General features: G+C 58.9%; 18 protein-coding genes. 1 reads left to right on the forward strand and 17 read right to left on the reverse strand.

What is annotated here, in order from left to right; all coding sequences use genetic code 11:
• Positions 1-254: 254 nt before the first annotated feature.
• The 12 genes from QZL71_RS11170 to QZL71_RS11225 form a co-directional block, all read right to left on the reverse strand.
• Entirely contained in the window at positions 255-1,145 is an 891-nt protein-coding gene (locus QZL71_RS11170) for a CPBP family intramembrane glutamic endopeptidase (protein ID WP_005944224.1), read from the reverse strand.
• Complete coding sequence (locus QZL71_RS11175) at positions 1,142-1,453, reverse strand: heavy metal-binding domain-containing protein (protein ID WP_005944222.1); 312 nt, start codon at positions 1,451-1,453, stop codon at positions 1,142-1,144. The genes QZL71_RS11170 and QZL71_RS11175 overlap by 4 nt, the downstream gene beginning before the upstream one ends.
• Positions 1,434-2,087, reverse strand: a complete 654-nt coding sequence (locus tag QZL71_RS11180) for a MerR family transcriptional regulator (protein WP_005944220.1) — start codon at positions 2,085-2,087, stop codon at positions 1,434-1,436. Before QZL71_RS11180 ends, QZL71_RS11175 begins: the two co-directional genes overlap by 20 nt.
• A 216-nt stretch (positions 2,088-2,303) precedes the next feature.
• Positions 2,304-3,491 (reverse strand): DEAD/DEAH box helicase, encoded by a 1,188-nt coding sequence (locus QZL71_RS11185; protein ID WP_005944218.1) that lies wholly within the window; start codon positions 3,489-3,491, stop codon positions 2,304-2,306.
• 256 nt (positions 3,492-3,747) lie between these two features.
• A complete protein-coding gene (locus QZL71_RS11190; RefSeq protein ID WP_005944215.1) occupies positions 3,748-4,053 on the reverse strand; it encodes an HU family DNA-binding protein in 306 nt (101 codons plus the stop codon).
• 219 nt (positions 4,054-4,272) lie between these two features.
• Positions 4,273-7,524: a carbamoyl-phosphate synthase large subunit gene (gene carB, locus QZL71_RS11195; RefSeq protein WP_294648821.1), complete on the reverse strand. Its 3,252-nt coding sequence runs from the start codon at positions 7,522-7,524 to the stop codon at positions 4,273-4,275.
• 1 nt (position 7,525) lies between these two features.
• Positions 7,526-8,635: a carbamoyl phosphate synthase small subunit gene (locus tag QZL71_RS11200; protein ID WP_294648823.1), complete on the reverse strand. Its 1,110-nt coding sequence runs from the start codon at positions 8,633-8,635 to the stop codon at positions 7,526-7,528.
• Positions 8,636-8,656: 21 nt separating this feature from the next.
• A complete protein-coding gene (gene pyrE / locus QZL71_RS11205; RefSeq protein ID WP_294648825.1) occupies positions 8,657-9,250 on the reverse strand; it encodes an orotate phosphoribosyltransferase in 594 nt (197 codons plus the stop codon).
• 134 nt (positions 9,251-9,384) lie between these two features.
• Positions 9,385-10,311 (reverse strand): dihydroorotate dehydrogenase, encoded by a 927-nt coding sequence (locus QZL71_RS11210; RefSeq protein WP_294648827.1) that lies wholly within the window; start codon positions 10,309-10,311, stop codon positions 9,385-9,387.
• Positions 10,311-11,084, reverse strand: a complete 774-nt coding sequence (locus QZL71_RS11215; RefSeq protein ID WP_207698915.1) for a dihydroorotate dehydrogenase electron transfer subunit — start codon at positions 11,082-11,084, stop codon at positions 10,311-10,313. The genes QZL71_RS11210 and QZL71_RS11215 overlap by 1 nt, the downstream gene beginning before the upstream one ends.
• The gene (gene pyrF, locus QZL71_RS11220; RefSeq protein ID WP_005944198.1) at positions 11,065-11,931 is read right to left on the reverse strand and encodes an orotidine-5'-phosphate decarboxylase; all 867 of its coding nucleotides are present in this window, start codon (positions 11,929-11,931) and stop codon (positions 11,065-11,067) included. The genes QZL71_RS11215 and pyrF overlap by 20 nt, the downstream gene beginning before the upstream one ends.
• Positions 11,932-11,988: 57 nt before the next feature.
• A complete protein-coding gene (locus QZL71_RS11225; RefSeq protein ID WP_223388189.1) occupies positions 11,989-13,179 on the reverse strand; it encodes a dihydroorotase in 1,191 nt (396 codons plus the stop codon).
• Positions 13,180-13,674: 495 nt separating this feature from the next.
• Between QZL71_RS11225 and epsC the strand changes: the two genes are divergently transcribed.
• Positions 13,675-14,346: a serine O-acetyltransferase EpsC gene (gene epsC / locus QZL71_RS11230; protein ID WP_005944190.1), complete on the forward strand. Its 672-nt coding sequence runs from the start codon at positions 13,675-13,677 to the stop codon at positions 14,344-14,346.
• A 307-nt stretch (positions 14,347-14,653) separates the two neighbouring features.
• Here epsC and QZL71_RS11235 read toward each other — a convergent pair whose 3' ends face one another.
• The 5 genes from QZL71_RS11235 to QZL71_RS11255 form a co-directional block, all read right to left on the reverse strand.
• Entirely contained in the window at positions 14,654-15,088 is a 435-nt protein-coding gene (locus tag QZL71_RS11235) for a DUF3842 family protein (protein WP_294648835.1), read from the reverse strand.
• Between the two features lie 8 nt (positions 15,089-15,096).
• Positions 15,097-16,485 (reverse strand): Sapep family Mn(2+)-dependent dipeptidase, encoded by a 1,389-nt coding sequence (locus tag QZL71_RS11240; protein WP_294648829.1) that lies wholly within the window; start codon positions 16,483-16,485, stop codon positions 15,097-15,099.
• Between the two features lie 129 nt (positions 16,486-16,614).
• A complete protein-coding gene (locus tag QZL71_RS11245; RefSeq protein WP_294648831.1) occupies positions 16,615-17,100 on the reverse strand; it encodes a COG2426 family protein in 486 nt (161 codons plus the stop codon).
• 50 nt (positions 17,101-17,150) lie between these two features.
• A complete protein-coding gene (locus QZL71_RS11250) occupies positions 17,151-17,903 on the reverse strand; it encodes an exodeoxyribonuclease III (protein WP_097781367.1) in 753 nt (250 codons plus the stop codon).
• 19 nt (positions 17,904-17,922) lie between these two features.
• Positions 17,923-19,299 (reverse strand): MATE family efflux transporter, encoded by a 1,377-nt coding sequence (locus QZL71_RS11255; protein WP_294648833.1) that lies wholly within the window; start codon positions 19,297-19,299, stop codon positions 17,923-17,925.
• Positions 19,300-20,129: the final 830 nt, after the last annotated feature.

Here is a 20,129-nt window from a genome sequence, read left to right on the forward strand (position 1 = left end):
CTTTTCAGCGTCTATTGGTTCTTTTCAAGGGCTTCCTGCTGAGGCTTTGGAAGTCATTCTTTTGTCTCAGCGCTTGGCGCTCAAGTATAATACCACACCCTCGCCTCCTTGTCAACACTTTTTGACAGATTTTTTCCATTCTTTTTTGCGTGCACCCCAAAACAGCAGCAGGCCGCAGGAAAAACTGCGCCGCAGCTGCATTGCAGCTGCGGCGGCAAAAGCGGAAGAGTCCTCTCCCGGAAGTATTCAGGTTTTCAGGATCTTCGCAGGGTCAGCCAGACTGCAGCAGCCAGCATGGGCAGCATTCCGATCAGGCCAATGGGTGCCGGACCCAATACATTGTAATAGCTGTCTGCCGGGTTCGTCAAAACCACAAACAGCGCTGCCACCGCATTGAACGCGCCGTGCGCAATGGACGGCACCCAGATGCACCCAGTCTTTTCATAGAGCCAGTCCAACAGGGTATTGAGCGCAAAGCAGACTATGCACCACACGAAAAGGCCCAGCACTGGCGCGCCCAAGTAGTTGGTGCCGTATTCGTAGCCTACCAGCAGCATCAGCGGCCAGTGCCAGACACCCCAGATCACGCCGCCCAGCAGGCGGCCGTTGAGCAGGCCGAGCTGCTTCTTCAGGTGAGGCATCATATACCCGCGCCATCCGGCTTCCTCGCCCAAAGCTGCGAACATATTGATGACCGGAGCCAGCGTGACCGCGAACAGACCTGTTTCCAGCATGTAGCTGAGGTTGGATACGCCCAGCTCCCTGCGCAGGGTCTGAGCGTCCATCTCGCCGCCGTAGGCCGCTGCCAGCCAGCTGCCGGAGAGGTCCAGTCGATGCGGGAACACCGCAAAATAGAGCACTGCGGCCAGCACCGTAAATAACGCCGGGCCGAACCACGCCGCCAGCCAGTAGCGGCGCTTGCCCTGCACCTTCCAGCCGATGCCGGTGGGCTGGCGCAGAAAGACCTTTTGCACCAGCAGCACCGCCAGCAGCGGGCAGAGCATGGTGGCGACCAGCGCCAACTGATACAGCACGGCATTCTGCTTTTGCAGCAGCGCCATGCAGCCGCCGACCTGACACAGCCATGCCAGACCAAATGCTAACAGGAAATAAAGGCCGAAGCCCTGCTTTTCTTTTGTGGTCATACGAACTTCACCGCCGTTCCATAAGCAATGACCTCTGCTGCGCCCTGCATGACGCTGGCGGAAGCGTAGCGCATCCCTACAACTGCATCCGCACCAAGGGCCTCTGCATCCTTGACCATGCGTCCTGTGGCGATCTGCCGGGCTTCGGTGAGCATATCCGCGTAGTCGGTCACTTCACCGCCCACCAGCGTGCGGAACCCCGCCATCAGATCGTGGCCCAGATTGCGGCTCTGCACCGTGCTGCCGCGCACCACGCCCAGCGCTTCCAGCTTTTTGCCGGGCACTTCGTTAATAGTTACGATAAGCATCTTCTTCTCCCTTTCCGATCTCTTCAATGCGTTCCAGCAACACCTTCAGCGTGCCCACAATGCACCCCACCGGGATGCCGAACAATACGATGAGCAGCGGCAGCGGCGGCGCTTCCTGCGGGTCGCTGTAAAAGGCCCACGCCATCGTTGCGATCACAAAAGCCATCAGCGCCACAAAAAGGGCAGCGCCGATACAGGCACCGCGGATGCGCTCGCCTTTTCGGTCTGTGCGTTCAATGTTCACAAAGGTCACTCCCTGTTCCTCCCGTGCAGCAAGGCGCGCAAGCGTCTGCTCCACATCCAGTTCTTCAAGGTTTCCGGAAGCCTTTTCCAATACGGTACAGAAGCCGATGGCTTCGTCCAGATCCTTGCGGCGGGTGCTCAGACGTTCCAGCTGCTGGGCCATTCCCTCGGCCAGCGTCTTCTGCCCTTCCAGCATTTCCCGGATCTCGGCCAGCGGCACATCCAGCTTGCGCAGCAGCTTGATGCGGCGCAGGCGTTCCACGTCCGCCTGCGAGTAGCTGCGGTAGCCGTTGCCCGGCTCGCGGCTGGGGGTAATAAGCCCCTCCTCCTCGTAAAAGCGGATGTTCTTTTTGGTCACGCCCACAGCGGCTTCCACTTCGTTGATCTTCATGGCTCCGGTGCCTCCTTACGTGCCTATGTTACACCTTCCAGAAAGGGGAAGGTCAATAGATTTTAATAGAAAAGTGAGACTCCCCCAGTCTGCTTCGCAGACAGCCCCCTCGGAGATGGGGCCTTTGGCAAAACATAAAACTTTGCCGCACTGCCAAAGGCTCCCTCCTTGAGGGAGCTGGCGAGCGAATGCGAGACTGAAGGAGTTCTTATTTTATCAGAAGTAGCACTTGATCTGGAACCGGTCGGCGCTGTCCTGCTTTTTCTCCACCACAATGTGCTCATGGTTGAAGTCGAAGTGCACCGGGGTGCACAGGTCGGTATTGCGGGTCAGGCGCAGCAGTTCCTGCACCCGCTTTTTCTCCTCCGGCACATAGAACAGGTAGCTCACGCCCTCCTTTTTGGCACGGCCGGTGCGGCCGATGCGGTGGGTGTAATGTTCGTTCTCACTGGGCACATCGTAATTGATCACGGCATCCACATCCGAAACATCGATGCCGCGGGCGGCAACGTCGGTGGCTACCAGAATGGCCAGCTTGCCGTCCCGGAAGTTCTGCATGATCTGGTTGCGCTCCTTCTGGGAGAGGTCGCCGTGGAGACAGTCCACCGAGAAGCCCAGCCGTGCCAGCTGGTTGGCCAGAGTGGCAGTGTTGAACTTGGTATCGCAGAACACCATCACACGCTTGTAGTTCTCACCAATGATGATCTGTGCAAGGTCGGAAAGCTTGTTGCGGCCGGAGGTCTCCAGCATATACTGGGTGATCTTGGGCTGGCTTTCTTCCTTGGGCTGGACGGTGATTTCCTCGGCGTTGTGCTGGTACAGCCAGCCGATGTCCATTACCTCGCGGCTGATGGTGGCCGAGAACATGGAGAGGGACTTGCGGGCCTTCATCATTTCAATGATATGCCGCACATCCTTATAGAAGCCCATGTTCAGCATTTCGTCGGCCTCGTCCAGCACGATCTGGGTCACATGGGAGATATCAATGGAATGGTGCTTGTAGTGGTCCATCAGACGGCCCGGCGTTGCCACCACGATCTGGCAGCCCTCGGCAAGGCGCTTTGCCTGCTTTTCCATGTTGGCACCGCCGTACACGCAGGCCACCTGCACTTCGGGCATGAAATAGGTCAGTTCTTCCAGCTCCTGCGCGATCTGCTGGGCCAGCTCCCGGGTGGGGGCCATGATCACGGCCTGCGGGTACTTGTTTTCCGGTAAGATATGCTCCGCCACCGGGATGCCGAAGGCACAGGTCTTGCCGGTGCCGGTGGGGGCTTTTGCGATCACGTCATAGCCCGCCATCATGACGGGGATAGTCTTTTCCTGAATTTCGGTCATTTCGGCAAAGCCCATGCGCTCCACGGCCTTGTGGATGGCGTCGCTGCACTGCAACTCACTGTAAAGCATCTGATTCTCCGTTCCTTTGTCATTTTATATTCTGAACCCAGTATAGCATGAAATGCCGCACTTGTCAGCAGGTTCTTAACGAACTCCTTCCGTCATCGCTAATGCGATGCCACCTTCCTTCCAGAGGGAGACTTTTCCGCACGGCGAGGCTCTCTCTCCGAGGGAGCTGTTGAGCAAAAGCGAAACTGAGGGAGTTACAAACAAAAAGAGCTGCGCCCCGAGTGGAGGGCACAGCTCTTTGCATTTGATTTGAGGATCAGACAGCTTCCTCAGTCTTGGCAGCCTTGCCTGCTTCCAGCTTCTGCTTGAAGCGGCCGCTGGCCTTGAAGCCGGGGATGGAGGTGGACTCCAGACGGCTGGAAACCTTGGTCTTGGGGTTGGTGTAGGCCTTGGGCTTGCGGGGACGCATCTCAAAACGGCCAAAGCCTGCGATGGTCACCTTCTCGTCTGCGCGCAGGCAGTCGGCGATCTGGTCAAACATTGCATCCATCGTGGTCTCGACCTGTGCTTCGGTGAAGCCGGTCTTGCGTGCCACAGTCTCGATCATCTGGGAACGGGTCATGTATCTATATCCTCCTGGAGTGTCCAAAAGTAACGTCTTTTGGCAAATTTTGCGTTGTTGAGTATAACATAATTCACACACTGTTTGCGACAGATTGCGCACAAAACGTCATTTATTGCGCACGAACTTATGTAATCTCTCTCCGTCCTTCACAAATACAGCGCCCGCTGTTTTGGCGGGCGCTGCAAAAAAGCATTTTACGGGTAATTCGTGAGGTAATTATTTGCGGTGATACAGGGTGGCAATATCCACCAGCGGGATATTTTCCAGACTGTGATCACTGCGCAGGCAGTCCACCAGAGCGTTGGCGGTGTCCACTGCGGTGATGCAGGGGATGCTCAGCTCCACAGCCTTGCGGCGCAGGCGGACGGAGTCGCGCTTGGGGTCACGGCCCTTAGCGCTGGTAGAGAACACATAATCCACCAGACCGCTCTGCAGCAGGTCCACGATGTTGGGCGACTCGCCGGACATATTGCGCACCTCGTTGCAGGGCACCATGTGCTTGTTGAGCCATGCGCAGGTGCCGGAGGTACCGTACAGCTTGTAGCCCATGCTCTTGAGCTTCCATGCGATATCCACGAACTCCGGCTTGTCGCTGTCCTTCACGGTGAAGATGCAGCAGCTTGCAGGGCCGGGGGTCTTGAAGGTGTAGCCCGCGCCGATGAGGCCCTTGAGCAGGGCATCGTGGTAGTTGGGGGCAATGCCCAGCACTTCGCCGGTGGACTTCATCTCGGGGCCGAACTGGGTATCCACACCGTGCAGCTTTTCAAAGCTGAACACAGGCACCTTGACGGCCACATAAGGTGCGTTGGGGTGCAGGCCGGTGCCGTAGCCCATATCTGCCAGCTTTTCGCCCAGACAACAGCGCACCGCCAGATCCACCATGGGCACGCCGGTGACCTTGGAGATATACGGCACGGTACGGGAGGAACGGGGGTTCACCTCAATGACGTACACCTTGCCGTTGGAAACTGCGTACTGCACGTTCACCAGACCGTTGACATGCAGCTCGCGGGCAAAGCGGCCGGTGTAATCCACCATGGTGTCGATCTCGGCCTGAGTCAGGTGCTGTGCCGGGTAGACGCAGATGGAGTCGCCGGAGTGCACGCCGGTGCGCTCCACCTGCTCCATAATGCCGGGGATCAGGAAGTTTTCGCCGTCGCAGATGGCATCCACTTCGCACTCGGTGCCCAGAATATACTTATCCAGCAGCACAGGGTGATCCATGTCCACATGCTCGGTGATAACGCCCATGTACTCGATCACGTCCGCCTTGGTGTAGGCCACGATCATGTTCTGACCGCCCAGCACGTAGGAGGGACGCATCAGCACCGGCAGGCCGATCTCGTCGGCGGCAGCCAGAGCCTCGTCCAGATTGAAGACAGTGCGGCCCGGTGCGCGGGGGATCCTGCAGCGCTCCAGCAGCTCGTCGAAGCGCTCACGGTCCTCTGCTTCATCGATGGCATCTGCCGGGGTGCCCAGAATGGGCAGGCCGATCTCGTCCATGTGCTTTGCCAGCTTGATGGCGGTCTGGCCGCCGAACTGCACCACGCAGGCATCCGGCTTCTCGGTGGCAATGATGTTGTCCACGCTCTCCGGGTTCAGCGGGTCAAAGTACAGACGGTCGCCGGTGTCAAAGTCGGTGGAGACGGTCTCGGGGTTGTTGTTGACCAGGATGGCTTCGCAGCCGTGCTTCTTCAGGGTCCACACACAGTGCACCGAGCAGTAGTCGAACTCGATGCCCTGACCGATGCGGATGGGGCCGGAACCAAAGACCAGCACCTTCTTTTTCCTGGGCTCGCCCTTGGCGGATGCTTCGGCTTCCTTCTCGGCAATGAACTCAGCAGCTTCGTTGTCGCCGTCGTAGGTGGAGTAGAAATAGGGGGTGTTGGCCGAGAACTCGGCAGCACAGGTATCCACCATCTTGAAGCCGGCGCGGTAGTTCTCCACAGGCAGGGTGTCCACCTGTGCCAGACGCTTGATGGTCTTATCCTGGAAGCCGTACTTCTTGGCAGTCTTGTACTGTTCTTCGGTCAGCACGCCGTTGCACTTGGCAAGACCCTTTTCCAGATCTGCCAGATGCTGCATCTTGTCCAGGAACCACCAGTCGATCTTGGTGATGCGGTAGATGGTCTGGTGGTCGATGCCGCGCTTGAGGGCCTCGTATACGCAGAACACGCGCTCGGCATCCTGAACATGCATGTGGGCCACGATCTCGTCATCGGTCAGCTCCTCAAAGGGCTTGTGGGTCAGGGTGTCCATACCCAGCTCAATGGAGGAGACCGCCTTCATCATGGCAGCCTCGAAGCTGTTGCCAATGCTCATCACCTCGCCGGTGGCCATCATCTGGGTGCCCAGAGACTTGTCGGCGTAGACGAACTTATCAAAGGGCCACTTCGGGTACTTGACCACGATGTAGTCCAGCGCAGGCTCAAAGCAGGCGCAGGTCTTGCCGGTGACATCGTTGGTGATCTCGTCCAGCGTGTAGCCAATGGCGATCTTGGTAGCCACCTTGGCAATGGGATAACCGGTGGCCTTGGAAGCCAGTGCGGAAGAGCGGGACACACGGGGGTTGACCTCGATGACCGCGTAATCGTAGCTGTCCGGTTTCAGGGCGAACTGGCAGTTGCAGCCGCCCTCAATGCCCAGCTCGGTGATGATATCCAGAGCAGCGGTGCGCAGCATCTGGTATTCGTGGTCGGTCAGGGTCTGGGAGGGAGCCACAACCACCGAGTCGCCGGTGTGGATGCCCACAGGGTCGAGGTTTTCCATGTTACACACGGTGATCACATTGCCCTTGTGGTCGCGCATGACCTCGTACTCGATCTCTTTCCAGCCGGCAATGCACTTTTCCACAAGGATCTGATGGATGGGGGAAAGGCGCAGGCCGTTGGTGCCGATCTCGATGAGCTTTGCCTTGTTCTCGCAGATGCCGCCGCCGGTGCCGCCCATGGTAAAGGCCGGACGCACGATGACCGGGTAGCCGATGCGGTCGGCGCAGGCCAGAGCGTCCTGCAGCGTTTCCACCACCTCAGAGGGGATGATGGGCTGGTGCAGCTTTTCCATGGTCTCCTTGAACAGCTCGCGGTCCTCGGCACGGTCGATGGTCTCGGGCTTGCAGGCCAGCAGGCGGATGCCGGTGCGGTCCAGATAGCCGGAGCGGGCCAGCTCCATGGACAGATTCAGGCCCATCTGACCGCCGAGGTTCGGCAGCACGGAGTCCGGCTTTTCGATGTCCAGAATGCGCTCCACGACTTCCAGCGTCATGGGCTCGATGTAAACATGGTCGGCCACATCCGGGTCGGTCATGATGGTTGCGGGGTTGGAGTTCAGCAGAACGGTCTCGATGCCCTCTGCCTTCAGGGCGCGGCAGGCCTGCGTGCCGGAGTAGTCGAACTCCGCAGCCTGACCAATGATGATGGGGCCGGAGCCAATGACCAGCACCTTCTTGATTCTAGGGTCCTTCGGCATTTCAGCGTGCCTCCTTTTTTGCTGCTTTAACGTTGTTCAGGAAGCGGTCGAACAGAAACTCGGTATCCTTGGGGCCGCCGTTTGCTTCCGGGTGGAACTGCACGGTAAAGCAGTTCCACTTCTTGTACTTGATGCCCTCACAGGTGCCGTCGTTGGCGTTCACCTGTGCCACCTCGCCCATCTCGGCGGGCAGCTCGTCGCCCACCACAGCGTAGCCGTGGTTCTGGCTGGTGATGAAGGTGCGGCCGGACTCAAAGTCGGTCACGGGCTGGTTGGCACCGCGGTGGCCGTATTTGAGCTTCATGGTCTTGGCACCGGCTGCCAGAGCACTCAGCTGGTGGCCCAGACAGATGCCGAAGGTGGGGATGTTCAGCTCAAAGATGTGCTTGAGGTTCTCGATGACCTCCACGGGTTCCGCCGGGTCGCCGGGACCATTGGACAGCATGATGCCGTCCGGAGCAAGGGCCTTGATCTCCTCTGCCGTTGCAAAGGCGGGCATGACCGTCACCTTGCAGCCGCGCTTGACAAGGCAGCGCACGATGTTGCGCTTGCAACCGTAGTGCATCAGCACGATATGGATCTCGCCCTGCGGGTTGAACACCTCGGGCTTTTCACAGGTAACATTCTTCACCGCATCGGTGACGGCGTAGGCGCGGATCTGAGCCAGCAGAGCCTCGGTCTCGGCCTTGTTGGCCGGGTCGGCGGGGTCGAAGGTGGTCAGGATGGCACCGTTCATCACACCGCTCTCGCGGATGATGCGGGTCAGGTGGCGGGTGTCGATGCCCTCAATGCCGATGGTGTTGTTCTTTTTCAAAAAGCTGTCCAGCGTTTCCTCGCAGCGCCAGTTGGAGGGGGTGGTGCAGGCCTCGCGCACGATGTAGCCCTTTGCCCAGATGCGGTCGGACTCCATGTCGTCCTTATTCATGCCGTAGTTGCCGATAAGGGGGTAGGTCTGGGTGATGACCTGGCCATAGTAACTGGGGTCGGTCAGGGTCTCCTGAAAGCCCACCATGCCGGTGGCAAAGACCACCTCGCCCACGGTGACGCCCTCGGCACCCACCGACTGGCCGGCAAAGACCATGCCATTTGCCAAAAGAAGATATGCGTTCATAGTTTTCCTCGTTTCAACACATTACAGGGTCTGCTTTGCTTCCTGCTTCATCTTGCGGCTGCCCAGATGTACCAGCGGCAGCTTGCCTTCCTTGCAGATGGGGCACTCTTCCGGTGCGTAGTTGGGCAGGTCCAGCTTGAGGGCGCTTGCCACGATGGGAATGGGAGACGGAGCCTCGGGCTTGGTGCGGTCCACCACGCAGGTGATGCCCACGCAGATGCCGCCGTTCTCTTCGATCACGCGCTTGGTCTCCAGAGAGGAGATACCGGTGGTGACCACGTCCTCAGCGATGAGGCACTTCTCACCCGGGTGGATGGCGAAGCGCTTCAGGGTCATCACATTGTCCACGCGCTCGGTAAAGATGGCGCGCTTGCCGGTCTGGCGGGCCAGCTCGTAGGCATAGACGATACCGCCCATCGCGGGGCCGACGATGACGTCCACATCCATTTCCTTGACCTTATCTGCCACGATCTTCATCACCTCGGCGCAGCGGTCGGGGTACTGCTGCAGATAAGCCATCTGGCAGTATGCGCTGGAATGGCGGCCGGAGGACAGCAGGAAGTGACCTTCCAGGAACGCGTCACAGCTCTTCAGGATCTCAAGTGCTTCACTCATTGTACTTCTCCCTCTCTTTTATAAAAATGTCTTTTGAACGGTATTGTACCACGCTTTTGCGTGATTTGCAAATTTATGCAGTAGCTTTGTTTTTATGCGCATAAATCAGTATTTATGCTGGTATATCAATCGGATTATTCAGCATTCCGGGCACATCCGCGGATCTCGTCCAGCGTTTTCACGCCGTTCTTGTCCATCCATGCGGCCATCTCGTCGGCAATGGTCTCCATGGCGCGGGGGTTGGCAAAGTTTGCGGCACCCACCTGCACCGCCGCAGCACCTGCCATGATGAACTCCAGTGCGTCACGGCCCGTGGCGATGCCGCCCAGACCCACCACCGGGATGTTCACAGCGCCCACGGCCTGCCAGACCATGCGCAGGGCAATGGGCCGCACCGCCGGGCCGGACAGGCCCGCAAAGATGTTGTTGAACACCGGGCGGCGCTTTTCCAGATCGATGGCGCAGGCCTGGAAGGTGTTGGTCAGGCTGATGGCATCCGCACCGGCGGCTTCCACGGCCTTGCACATCTCAGGGATGTTCTCGGCCTGCGGGCTCAGCTTGACCATCAGGGGCTTTTTGCAGGCAGCGCGCACCATGCGCACCACCTCACCGGCAGCTTCGGCTTTCACGCCGTAGGCCATGCCGCCCACCTTGACGTTTGGGCAGGAGATGTTCAGCTCCACGATGTCCACTGCGCTGTCGCTCAGCATTGAGGCACCTTCCACATACTCTTCCTCGCTGTGGCCGCCAAGGTTGGCAATGGCCACCGTGCCGTACTTCTGCTTCAGTTCCAGCATCTCGGGCAGCTCCACGTCAATGAAGTGCTGCACGCCGGGGTTCTGCAGGCCGATGCTGTTGATGAGGCCGGAAGGGGTCTCCCACAGGCGCTCGCCCTTGTTGCCGTACTGGCCGTGCAGGGTCAGGCCCTTGCCGGAGATGCCGCCGATCTTGGCAAAGTCTGCCAGCTCTTCGTACTCCACACCGTAGCCCACAGTGCCGGATGCGCCGATGACCGGGCTGTTCATCACAAAGCCCAGCAGGTTGGTTTTCAGGTCAGCCATCAGAAGAACACCTCCGTTGCATCAAATACCGGGCCGTTCTTGCACACGCTCTTGCCCTCGCCGCTCCTGGTCTCGCAGGTGCAGCCAAGGCAGGCACCAATGCCGCAGGCCATCTTCTTTTCCATGCTCACAAAGCAGGGGGTGCCCTTCTCGGCACACAGGCGGGCGGCGTTCTTCATCATGACCGTGGGCCCGCACACCAGCACCACGTCGTAGTCGGCGGGGTCGTACAGCTGGGTGACAAAGCCGTGGAAGCCCACCGCGCCGGTGTCGGTGGACACCTTGACAAGGTTTGCGATCTCGCGGTACTCCTCCATGCAGTAGGGGGCATCCCGGAAGCCGAAGAACACATCCGGCTTCACACCTGCCGCTGCCAGTTCACGGGTGAGCTGGAACATGGGCGCAGTGCCGATGCCGCCGCCCACTACAGCGATTTTTTTGTACTTGCTCAGGATGTCCGGCACATCAAAGCCGTTGCCCATAGGGCCGGTGAGCTGGAAGGTATCCTTCATTTTGAGCTGCGCGATCTTTTCAGTGCCCTCGCCCACCACCTGATACAGAAACTCGATGGTGCTGCTGTCCGGGTTCCAGCGGTGCACGCTGATGGGCCGGGACAGGAAGGGGGCTTCGTCTGCGCCCCATGCACGCAGGGTAAAGAACTGGCCTGCGTGGGGTGCGTGATCGCGGTCCGGCCAGACCACCGTCAGCAGGCGGATGTCCGGGGCAATGACCTCATTGCGCAGAACAGTGGCTTCACAGCAGGCTGCACGCATGAGCAATGGCCTCCTTCATATTCACACATTCGTTGTAAGCGGCTTCGTCAAAGGCAGTGCCCGGCTGCTTCTTATAGGCCAGCAGGATGCCGCGGCTGGAGTTGACCACGCCGCCGTTGCCCTTGGTGAGGTACTGGGCAATGTCCTCGGCCTTGCCGCCCTGTGCGCCGTAGCCGGGGATCAGGAAGAAGCTGTCCTGATACTTTGCACGGATCTCGGTGGCCTCCTCGATGTGGGTGCCGCCGATAACCAGACCGATGGAGGAGTAGCCGTGCTCGCCCATGTAGTCCTTGCCCAGAGCGTTCAGCTTGTCGCCCACCAGATCGTAGACGTGGCGGCCGTCGGCCAGCTTCTCGTACTCAAAGTCCTTGGCACCGCCGTTGGAGGTGCGGCAGAGCACGAACATGCCCTTGCCCTGCTTTTCAGCGTAGGGCAGGTAGGGGCTGATGGAGTCCAGACCCATATAGGGTGCCAGCGTGACGAAATCGCTCTCGAAATCGCCGGTAAAGTGACCCATGGCGTACATCTCGGCGGTCTTGGCAATGTCGCCGCGCTTGATGTCGGCGATCACCGGCACACCGGCCTCGCGCACCGCCTTCAGGGTGTCGGCGTAGGCCTTCATGCCCTCAAGGCCCAGAGACTCGTAGTAAGCGATCTGCACCTTGTAGCAGCCTGCCACGGCCTTGGTGGCGTCGATGAGCTTCCTGTTGAAGCGCACGATGTTCTCACCGCGGGACAGGGTGCTGTCCACGAAGTCCTCGGGCAGGTAGCTGAAATCGGTATCCAGACCTACGCACACCGGGCCGCGGGCTTCCACTGCTTCGTAAAGCTTATCCATGTTGGTCATTGTGGGTTCCTCCTGTTTGCTCTCTTATTGATTCTTATCTTATATAATATTGTTTTTTCAATTCTCTGCCTGATAGGTCAGCTTGCCGCCCTTGATGGTGGCGCACACCTTGCCGTACAGCTCAGCGCCGTCGAACGGGGTGTTGTGAGATTTGGAGTGCAGCTTGTCCTTATCCACGGTGTAGGGGGTATCCAGATCCACCAGCACCATGTCGGCATCGTAGCCCGGCTCCAGCTGGCCCTTGGCAAGGCCCAGAATTTCTGCCGGGCGGGTGCTCATCAGGTGCACCAGCACTTCCAGCGGAAGGCCTTCCTGCTTGCAGAGCTTGGTGTAGCAGACGCCGAAAGCGGTCTCGCTGCCCACCATACCGGCCATGCCCTTGAGCTTGTCCTCTTCGGAGTGGGGCGCGTGGTCGGTTGCAATGGCATCCACGATGCCGGTGCGGATGCCGTCCACCAGCGCCTGCACATCGTCGGCGGTGCGGATGGGCGGGTTCACACGGTAATCGCAGGTATCATTGGTGAACCACAGGTGGTGCGGGGTCACCTCGCAGGTGACGGGTGCCCCCCGCAGCTTTGCCATCTGGATGGCATCCAGCGCACCGCGGGTGGACACGTGGCACATGTGCAGCTTGGTCTGGTAGTATTCGCTCAGCCAGCAGTTGCGCACCGTCTCAATGTCCTCAGCCAGACGGTAGTCCCACGGGCTGATCTCCATATCCTCGGCGTGGCTCATCACGGTGATATCCTTCTGGGTGCAGATGGCGAAAGCCTTTGCCATGGTGGCATTGTCCTGCACGCCGTGGCCGTCCTCGGTGATGAACTTCACACCGGCAGGCAGGGTCTTGAGGTGGTCGATGCTCACACCGTCAAAGTTCTCGGTGATGGAGACGGTCTGGTTCACATCGCACAGGCCTACTTCGGCAGCCTTCTGCTCCACCATGAACGCCTGTGCCGCAGAAGAGCACACCGGCTTTGTGTTGGGCATCAGGTTCACGAAGGTATAACCGCCGGCGGCTGCGGCGCGGCTGCCGGTCTCGATGTCCTCCTTGTACTCAAAGCCCGGGGTGCGCCAGTGGCAGTGCAGGTCCACAAAGGCGGGCAGCACGGTCAGCCCGCCGGCATCAATGACCGTTTCGTTCTCCCCGGCCAGTGCCTCCAGCTCCTGACCTACAGCAGCGATCCTGCCGTCCTTTACAAAAATCTCAAGCGGTCTTCCTTCGGTGTTCACAGCATTTACAAGCAGCATCGCAGTTCCCTCCTGATTTGCGTTTGTCTGGTTCGGCTTTCCGGCTTACGGGCAAAAAAAAACTTTTCCCCGCAAAGGGAAAAGCTCATTCCACAAAAAAAGGAAACAACGAACCCACGGCAAAACCGGATGCGAACTGCTTGTTCAGTTTGGTGCACATCGCGCTTTTCTGCATGGTGCTGTCTCCTTTTATAAGTCTGGAATCTTTTCATAATATTTTAGCATAGAAGCGCGAAATGTGTCAATGCTTCCGCATATATTTTGTTGCAAAAAGGTTTGCCGCTTCCCTCCCGGAATTTTAGCTACTCTACCCAAAAGCAGTTTTTCCCCGCCAGATTCAGGGTTAGTCATGTCAATTCCTAGCATATTGCTGTACATTCCCGTCCGGGTGTGCTATTATAATATGGTCAAAAGAGTCAGAGGCTGTTTTCATGGCAGAGGCGTGATTTTTATTCAGAGCAGCTTCATCGGAATCAGGAAAGAGAGGGTTTTCCCATGGGTTTGTTGGAGGACGCGCGGAATATCCAGCGCAAGGACCCCGCTGCACGCAACGTGCTGGAGGTCATTTTGCTGTATCCGGGCTTTCACATTCTGGTATACCACCGCATTGCGCACTGGCTGTACCAGCACAAGCGGTTCTTTCTGGCCCGGTGGGTCAGCCAGCATGGCCGCCGCCGCACCGGCATCGAGATCCACCCCGGTGCCACCATCGGCAGATGCCTGTTCATTGATCACGGCATGGGCATCGTGTTCGGTGAGACCTGTGAGATCGGGGACAACTGCACCATCTACCACGGTGTCACTCTGGGCGGCACCGGCAAGGACACCGGCAAGCGCCACCCCACTCTGGGCAACAACGTGCTGATCGGTGCAGGCACCAAGGTCCTTGGCCCGGTGTATATCGGGGACAACTCCCGCATCGGCGCAGGCAGCGTGGTGCTGCGCAATCTGCCTGCCAACTGCACCGCTGTGGGCGTGCCCGCCGAGGTGGTGCGCATCAACAACAAGGCCGTGAACCCGGCGGACGATCTGGACCAGCAGGATCTGCCGGATATCGTAGCCCAGCGCCTGACCGATCTGGACCGCCGCCTCGGCGCGCTGGAAAACGCTGCGCAGGGCGACACCCCGCCCACGGCAGCGCAGATCGCCGCACGACAGAAGTCGTAACGATTCAGAATGCCCTCCGCTTCCGCTCTGGGCATTATTCAAGGAATTTATATTCTTTAGATGCAAGTCGGAAAATCCTGCGGGATTTTCCGACTTGCCTTTTCACTGGAGCGGGCACAATGAAGAAGTGGCCTGTTTCCCGGCTGTGCGGCTGTTTCCGCAGGAAACAAGCACAGACAGATCAAGTTTTCCTCTTGGACCCTTTCCGTGAAAATGCAACAGCGGACAGCCCGCAGGCTGTCCGCTGTTGCTCTATTATAAGATATTTTTCCGCTGAAGGTGCCCAGAGCGCAAGCGGAGGGCATTTTCAATAAACCCTTTTTCCGCAGCCTTCCCCGGCGCAGAGAGCTTTCACCTTCTGCACCGCAGCGGCCACCAGATCGCTGATGGGCTGCTCCGGCACACCCACGATATAGTTTTCGCAGTGGTTCACCGGGATGAGCACCCGCGTCGCATGGCTCTGGCACACGGCTGTGGCCATGGCAGGCGTGATCTCGCCCAGCAGTGCGTCCGCAACGACGATGCCGATGGGCCCCACGATGATATCCGCGCTGCGGCAGTTCACCACCACGGCGTTCTCGCCGGTGGCGGCACGCGGGGCACCGGCCTTGCGCATGGCGTTTGCCGCCAGACTGTTGGTGCCCACCGCAGTGAGCCGGGCCTCCGGACACTGCGCGCTCAGGGCTGCCACCAGCTGTTTGCCAAGGCCCCCGCCCTGCCCGTCGATGACGAGCACATTCATCGGCTGCATCAGAAGTCGATCTCCTCAAGGCGCAGCAGCGCGATGATATAGATCTTCACGGCTTCCAGCAGCTTGTCGATGGGTGCCGCTTCGTTTGCACCGTGCATCGGGCCGCCGAATTCCGGCAGCGGCAGGTCCACATGCTCGGGGCCGAAGCTGACCGCATAGGGGAAGTGGCGGGCATAGGTGCCGCCGCCCATGGTGAAGGGCTTGGCGTTCTCGCCGGTCACCTCGTTGTAGGTGTTGATGCAGGCCAGAATGGCAGGGCTGTCGGCTTCAATATAGAAGGGCTCGGCAGCGGTCACATCGCGCAGCTCAGCGCCGTCGCCCAGTGCGGCACGGATCTGCTCGGTCATCTTTTTGCCGTTGGTGCAGGTGGGGAAGCGGCTGTCCATGGTCTGGAAAATGCGGCCATCTTCCATGTAGATGCGGCCGCCAATCACGGTCAGCGGGCCAAAGGGGCCGTCGGCGCAGTTGATGCCCAGACCCTCACCGGCGGTGGAAGCGTGCAGCTTGCGCACGGCCTCCAGATAGGCGCGCTCGGTCTCATTGCACAGGCCATTGTCCAGCAGGTAGTTCACCACCAGACCAATGGCGTTCACGGTGCCCTGCGGCATGGCTGCGTGGCCGGACTTGCCCCAGCCGCGGATGCGCACGCCGTCGCCTTCCGGTTCCAGCGTGATGTTGGGGGCATTCTTCAGCTTAGAGATGTCGGTCCTGACCAGCGCGCTTGCACGGTCGGGCACGGCGTTGTTTGCCACGCCGCCCTCGATCTCCACGATGACGCCGTTGCACACCGGGCTGACGATCTTGGCACCGAACAGGCCCTTCTCGCCGTTGCACACCGGGAACTCGGCATCCGGGGTGAAGCAGAAGACCGGAGCCGGGTAGTTTTTGAGGTAGTAGTCCACATCCTGCATGTGGGTCTCCTCGTTGGTGCCTGCCAGTGCGCGGATGGGGTAGCGCAGCTCATAGCCCTGCTCCTTGAGGAACTTCAGGGCATACAGGGTAGCCACCATGGGGCCTTTGTCGTCGGCAACGCCGCGGCCCAGCAGCCAGCCGTCCTGAATGCGCATGGTGAAGGGGTCGGCCGTCCAGCCGTTGCCCACGGGCACCACGTCCACATGGCAGATGGTCGCCAGATACTTTTCAGGGTCCTTGCCGGCCAGCTCTGCATAGCCGATGTAGTTTTCACAGTTGCGGGTGGCAAAGCCCATGCCCGCAGCCAGCTCCAGCGTCTTGTCCAGCGCTGCACGGGGGCCTGCGCCGAAGGGTGCACCCTCTTCCGGGGTGCCCTCTACGCTGTTGACTGCCACCAGAGCGGCAATATCCTTCAGCAGCTGTTCCTTGTTTTGCGCAATATATGCGTCGATTTTCTGATTCAGTGCCTGATCCATGATCTTATCGTTCCTTTCTGTCCGGCAGCTTTGCGCCGCCGGTTTCAAAACACCTTTTTATTTTAGCATACTCAGCGGCAAAATGCCATTGTCAATTGTTGTTCTTTGCCAGAACACAGTCTTTTTTTCTCAGCCCACCGAGAACAGGGTGCTCAGCGCACCCAGCAGGCCCGCGCTGGCCAGACCCATGATGATGCCCGCCAGCAGCACGCCGCCCATGCAGGCCTTGACCACGTCCTTGAACTTCATATCCAGGATCGAGCCCGCCAGCGTGCCGGTCCACGCGCCGGTGCCCGGCAGCGGGATACCCACGAACAGCAGCAGCGCCACCACAAGGCCGCGGCCCGCCTTGGCTTCCAGTGCGCGGCCGCCTTTTTCGCCCTTGACGATGCAGAACTTGCAGATGGGCCCGATAAGGGGCTTGTGGTAGCCCCAGATCAGGAATCTGCGTGCAAACAGATAGATGAACGGCACCGGGATCATGTTGCCCACCACGCACACCAGATAGGTGGGCAGGATGGGCAGGCCCATGCCAAGCCCGATGGGGATGGCTCCGCGCAGTTCAATGAGCGGCACCATGGAAACAAAAAATACCAGCAGATAGCTTTTGAGCATAGAGTCTCCTTTTTCCTGCTCTTTCCGGGAGAGCAGGCATTTTTTACAGGTTACAGGTCAATGTCCAGCTCCACCGGGCAGTGGTCTGAGCCGAAGATCTCGTTGTGGATCTCCGCCGCGCGGATCTTATCGGCAATGCGGCGGGACACGATGAAGTAATCGATGCGCCAGCCCGCATTCTTCTCGCGGGCGTGGAAGCGGTAGCTCCACCAGCTGTACTTCACCTCGTCCGGGTGCAGCACGCGGAAGCTGTCGGCAAAGCCTGCGTCCAGCAGTTCGGTCATTTTGCCGCGCTCCTGATCGGTAAAGCCTGCGCTCATGTGGTTGGTCTTGTCGTTCTTGATGTCGATCTCCCTATGGGCAACATTCAGATCGCCGCACAGGATCACCGGCTTTTTTGCGTCCAGTGCCAGCAGGTAGGCACGGAAAGCATCCTCCCACTCCATGCGGTAGTCCAGACGCTTCAGCCCATCCTGACTGTTGGGGGTATAGCAGTTCACCAGCCAGAACCCCGGGTATTCCAGCGTGAGCACACGGCCCTCGTGGTCGTGCTGCTCAATGCCAATGCCGGCGGTCACGGTCAGCGGCTGCTCACGGCACCAGCAGGCCGTGCCGGAGTAGCCCTTCTTCTCGGCAGAATAGGTATACTCGGTGTAGCCATCCGGCGCAAAATCCGCCTGACCGGGCTGCATCTTGGTCTCCTGCACCGAAAAGATATCGGCATCCAGAGCCGCAAAGCTCTCGGCAAAGCCATGGGTCAGGCAGGCGCGCAGGCCGTTGACGTTCCAGCTGATCAGTTTCATAAGTATACTCCTCTTTATGTTATGCCTGATATTTGGTTTTCCATACACCGCTGCGGAAGCGGAGCACAAAGCATGTCACGCGGCAAACCCAGTCAATGATCATTGCGATCCACACGCCCACAGCGCCCCAGCCCATGCGCACGCACAGCAGGTAGCTGAAGCCCAGCCGCCACACCGCCATGCTCAGGATGGACACGATCATGGTGAACTTCACATCGTTGGCTGCACGCAGGGCGTTGGGCAGCACGAAGGACAGGGTCCACAGCAGGATGGCAAAGCCTGCATGGATACGTACCAGCAGCTCAGAAAGCACCATCGTCTCACCGGACAGCGCGTAGATGCCGATGAGCTTGTGCAAAAACAGCAGGATGGCACCGTTGGAAAGCCCCATTGCGATGTAAGACCACACCGTCAGCTTGCGGGTATAATAAACAGCCTGCTCGTCGTCCCGCGCACCGATGCAGCGGCCCACCACCGTGATCATGGCAAGGCTGAGGGCCTTGCCGGGGATCACGCCCATGCCGTCCAGATTGTTTGCCACGGCGTTTGCTGCGATCTGCACTGTGCCGAAGGTGGAGATCATGCTCACCACCAGAATGCGTCCGGCCTCGAACAGGCTGTTCTCAAAGGCGGACGGGATGCCGATGCCCAGAATGCGCTTTGTCATCTTTGCATCCAGCCGGGTGGTCTTGGGCACCGTGATGGCATTGCCCTTCTGGTAGCACTTGCGCAGGATAAGGGCCGCTGCCACCACACGAGACAGCACGCTGGGCCATGCAACACCGTCTACGCCCATTTTAAATCCGAAGATGCACACTGCGTTGCCCACAATGTTGATCACGTTCATCAAAAAGCTGATCTGCATGGAGATCTTGGAGTTGCCCATGCTGCGGAACAGTGCCGCACCGCCGTTATACAGTGCCAGAAACGGATAACTGATGGCGATGATGCGCAGGTACAGCACGCTGGCATCCAGCACATCGGCCTCGATGGCACCGTAGAACAGCCGGATCATGGGCCGGGCCAGAACAAAGCAGAATGCACCCACCAGCAACCCGAACACACCGCTGAGCAAAAGCAGCTGGCCAGAGCTTGCATCGGCCTCCTTCTGCTCCCGCGCACCCAAAAACTGGCTTACCACCACTGCGCCGCCAGTGGCCAGCGCCGCAAACAGCACGATGATGAGGTTGTTGATCATGTCCACAAGGCTGACACCGGAAATGGCCGCTTCGCCGCAGCGGGACACCATCATGGTATCGGCCATACCCACGGTCACTTCCAGCAGCTGCTCCACCAGCAGCGGGCCGGTCAGCAGCAGCAGTTCCTTTTGTGTGAACAGCGGCTTCCGCCCTCCGAAGAGCGGCTTTTTTGTTCCGCTCACCGCCTGATTTTCCATTGATATGCTCCTTTCCCCGTGCCGGGCCATCCTGCCCGGACACATACGCCCACCCTTCGCAGGGCAGACTTTCCATTGAATGTATTCATCTTAGCACACGGACCGGTTCTTGTAAAGAACTGTCGCATTCTGCGTCTTTTTTGCCGCCGTTCCGGGCCGCACCGGCTCATTTTTATGCTTGTTCGTCAGTTTGCCGGGAACTTCTCGTTGAATTTGTGCGTTTCTCCAAAAATGCGATTTTTCGCACGTTTATTGGTGAAAAATCGAAAAAAGGGCTTGTAATTCTTCCAAAAAAGTGGTATGTTGTATCCAACAAAGGCACTACGTTGGATACATGGGCTTCTACGAGCGGTTCTTCGCTCAGCACAAAACCTTTGTTCTTAAAATTGCTATTTTCTTCATTTACCTTCTTATCATTTACCCTGCCTGCCCCGCAAGGGGCAAGAAAAGCGATGACTCAACCTGCACGAGTCACCGCTTTTTCTTTTTGTCTGTGCTAGCGCAGGCCTAACCATTTAAATGCCCTCCGTTTCACTCTGGGCATTTTCAGCGGAAAAATATTTTTATATTTGCAAATCAGGAATGACTGCGGTCATTCCTGATTTGCTTTTTCACGGGAAGGGGCCGTGGCGAGTAGCTGCATCTGCTGGCGCTCGCTCCCCTGCGGGGAGCTGTCGCACAGCGACTGAGGGGCCTTGAAATCGGCGCAACACAAAAAATCCTTTAGCGGAGCGACTTGGATTTTTTGTATGGAGCCCAACAGCTTTGGGGTTACTAGGGGCGAGTAGCCCCTAGTTTGCAACGGCGACGACCGCGGCCAGCGGCCGAAA

The sequence above is a fragment of the uncultured Faecalibacterium sp. genome (assembly GCF_900066275.1).
Taxonomy (GTDB): domain Bacteria; phylum Bacillota; class Clostridia; order Oscillospirales; family Ruminococcaceae; genus Faecalibacterium; species Faecalibacterium taiwanense.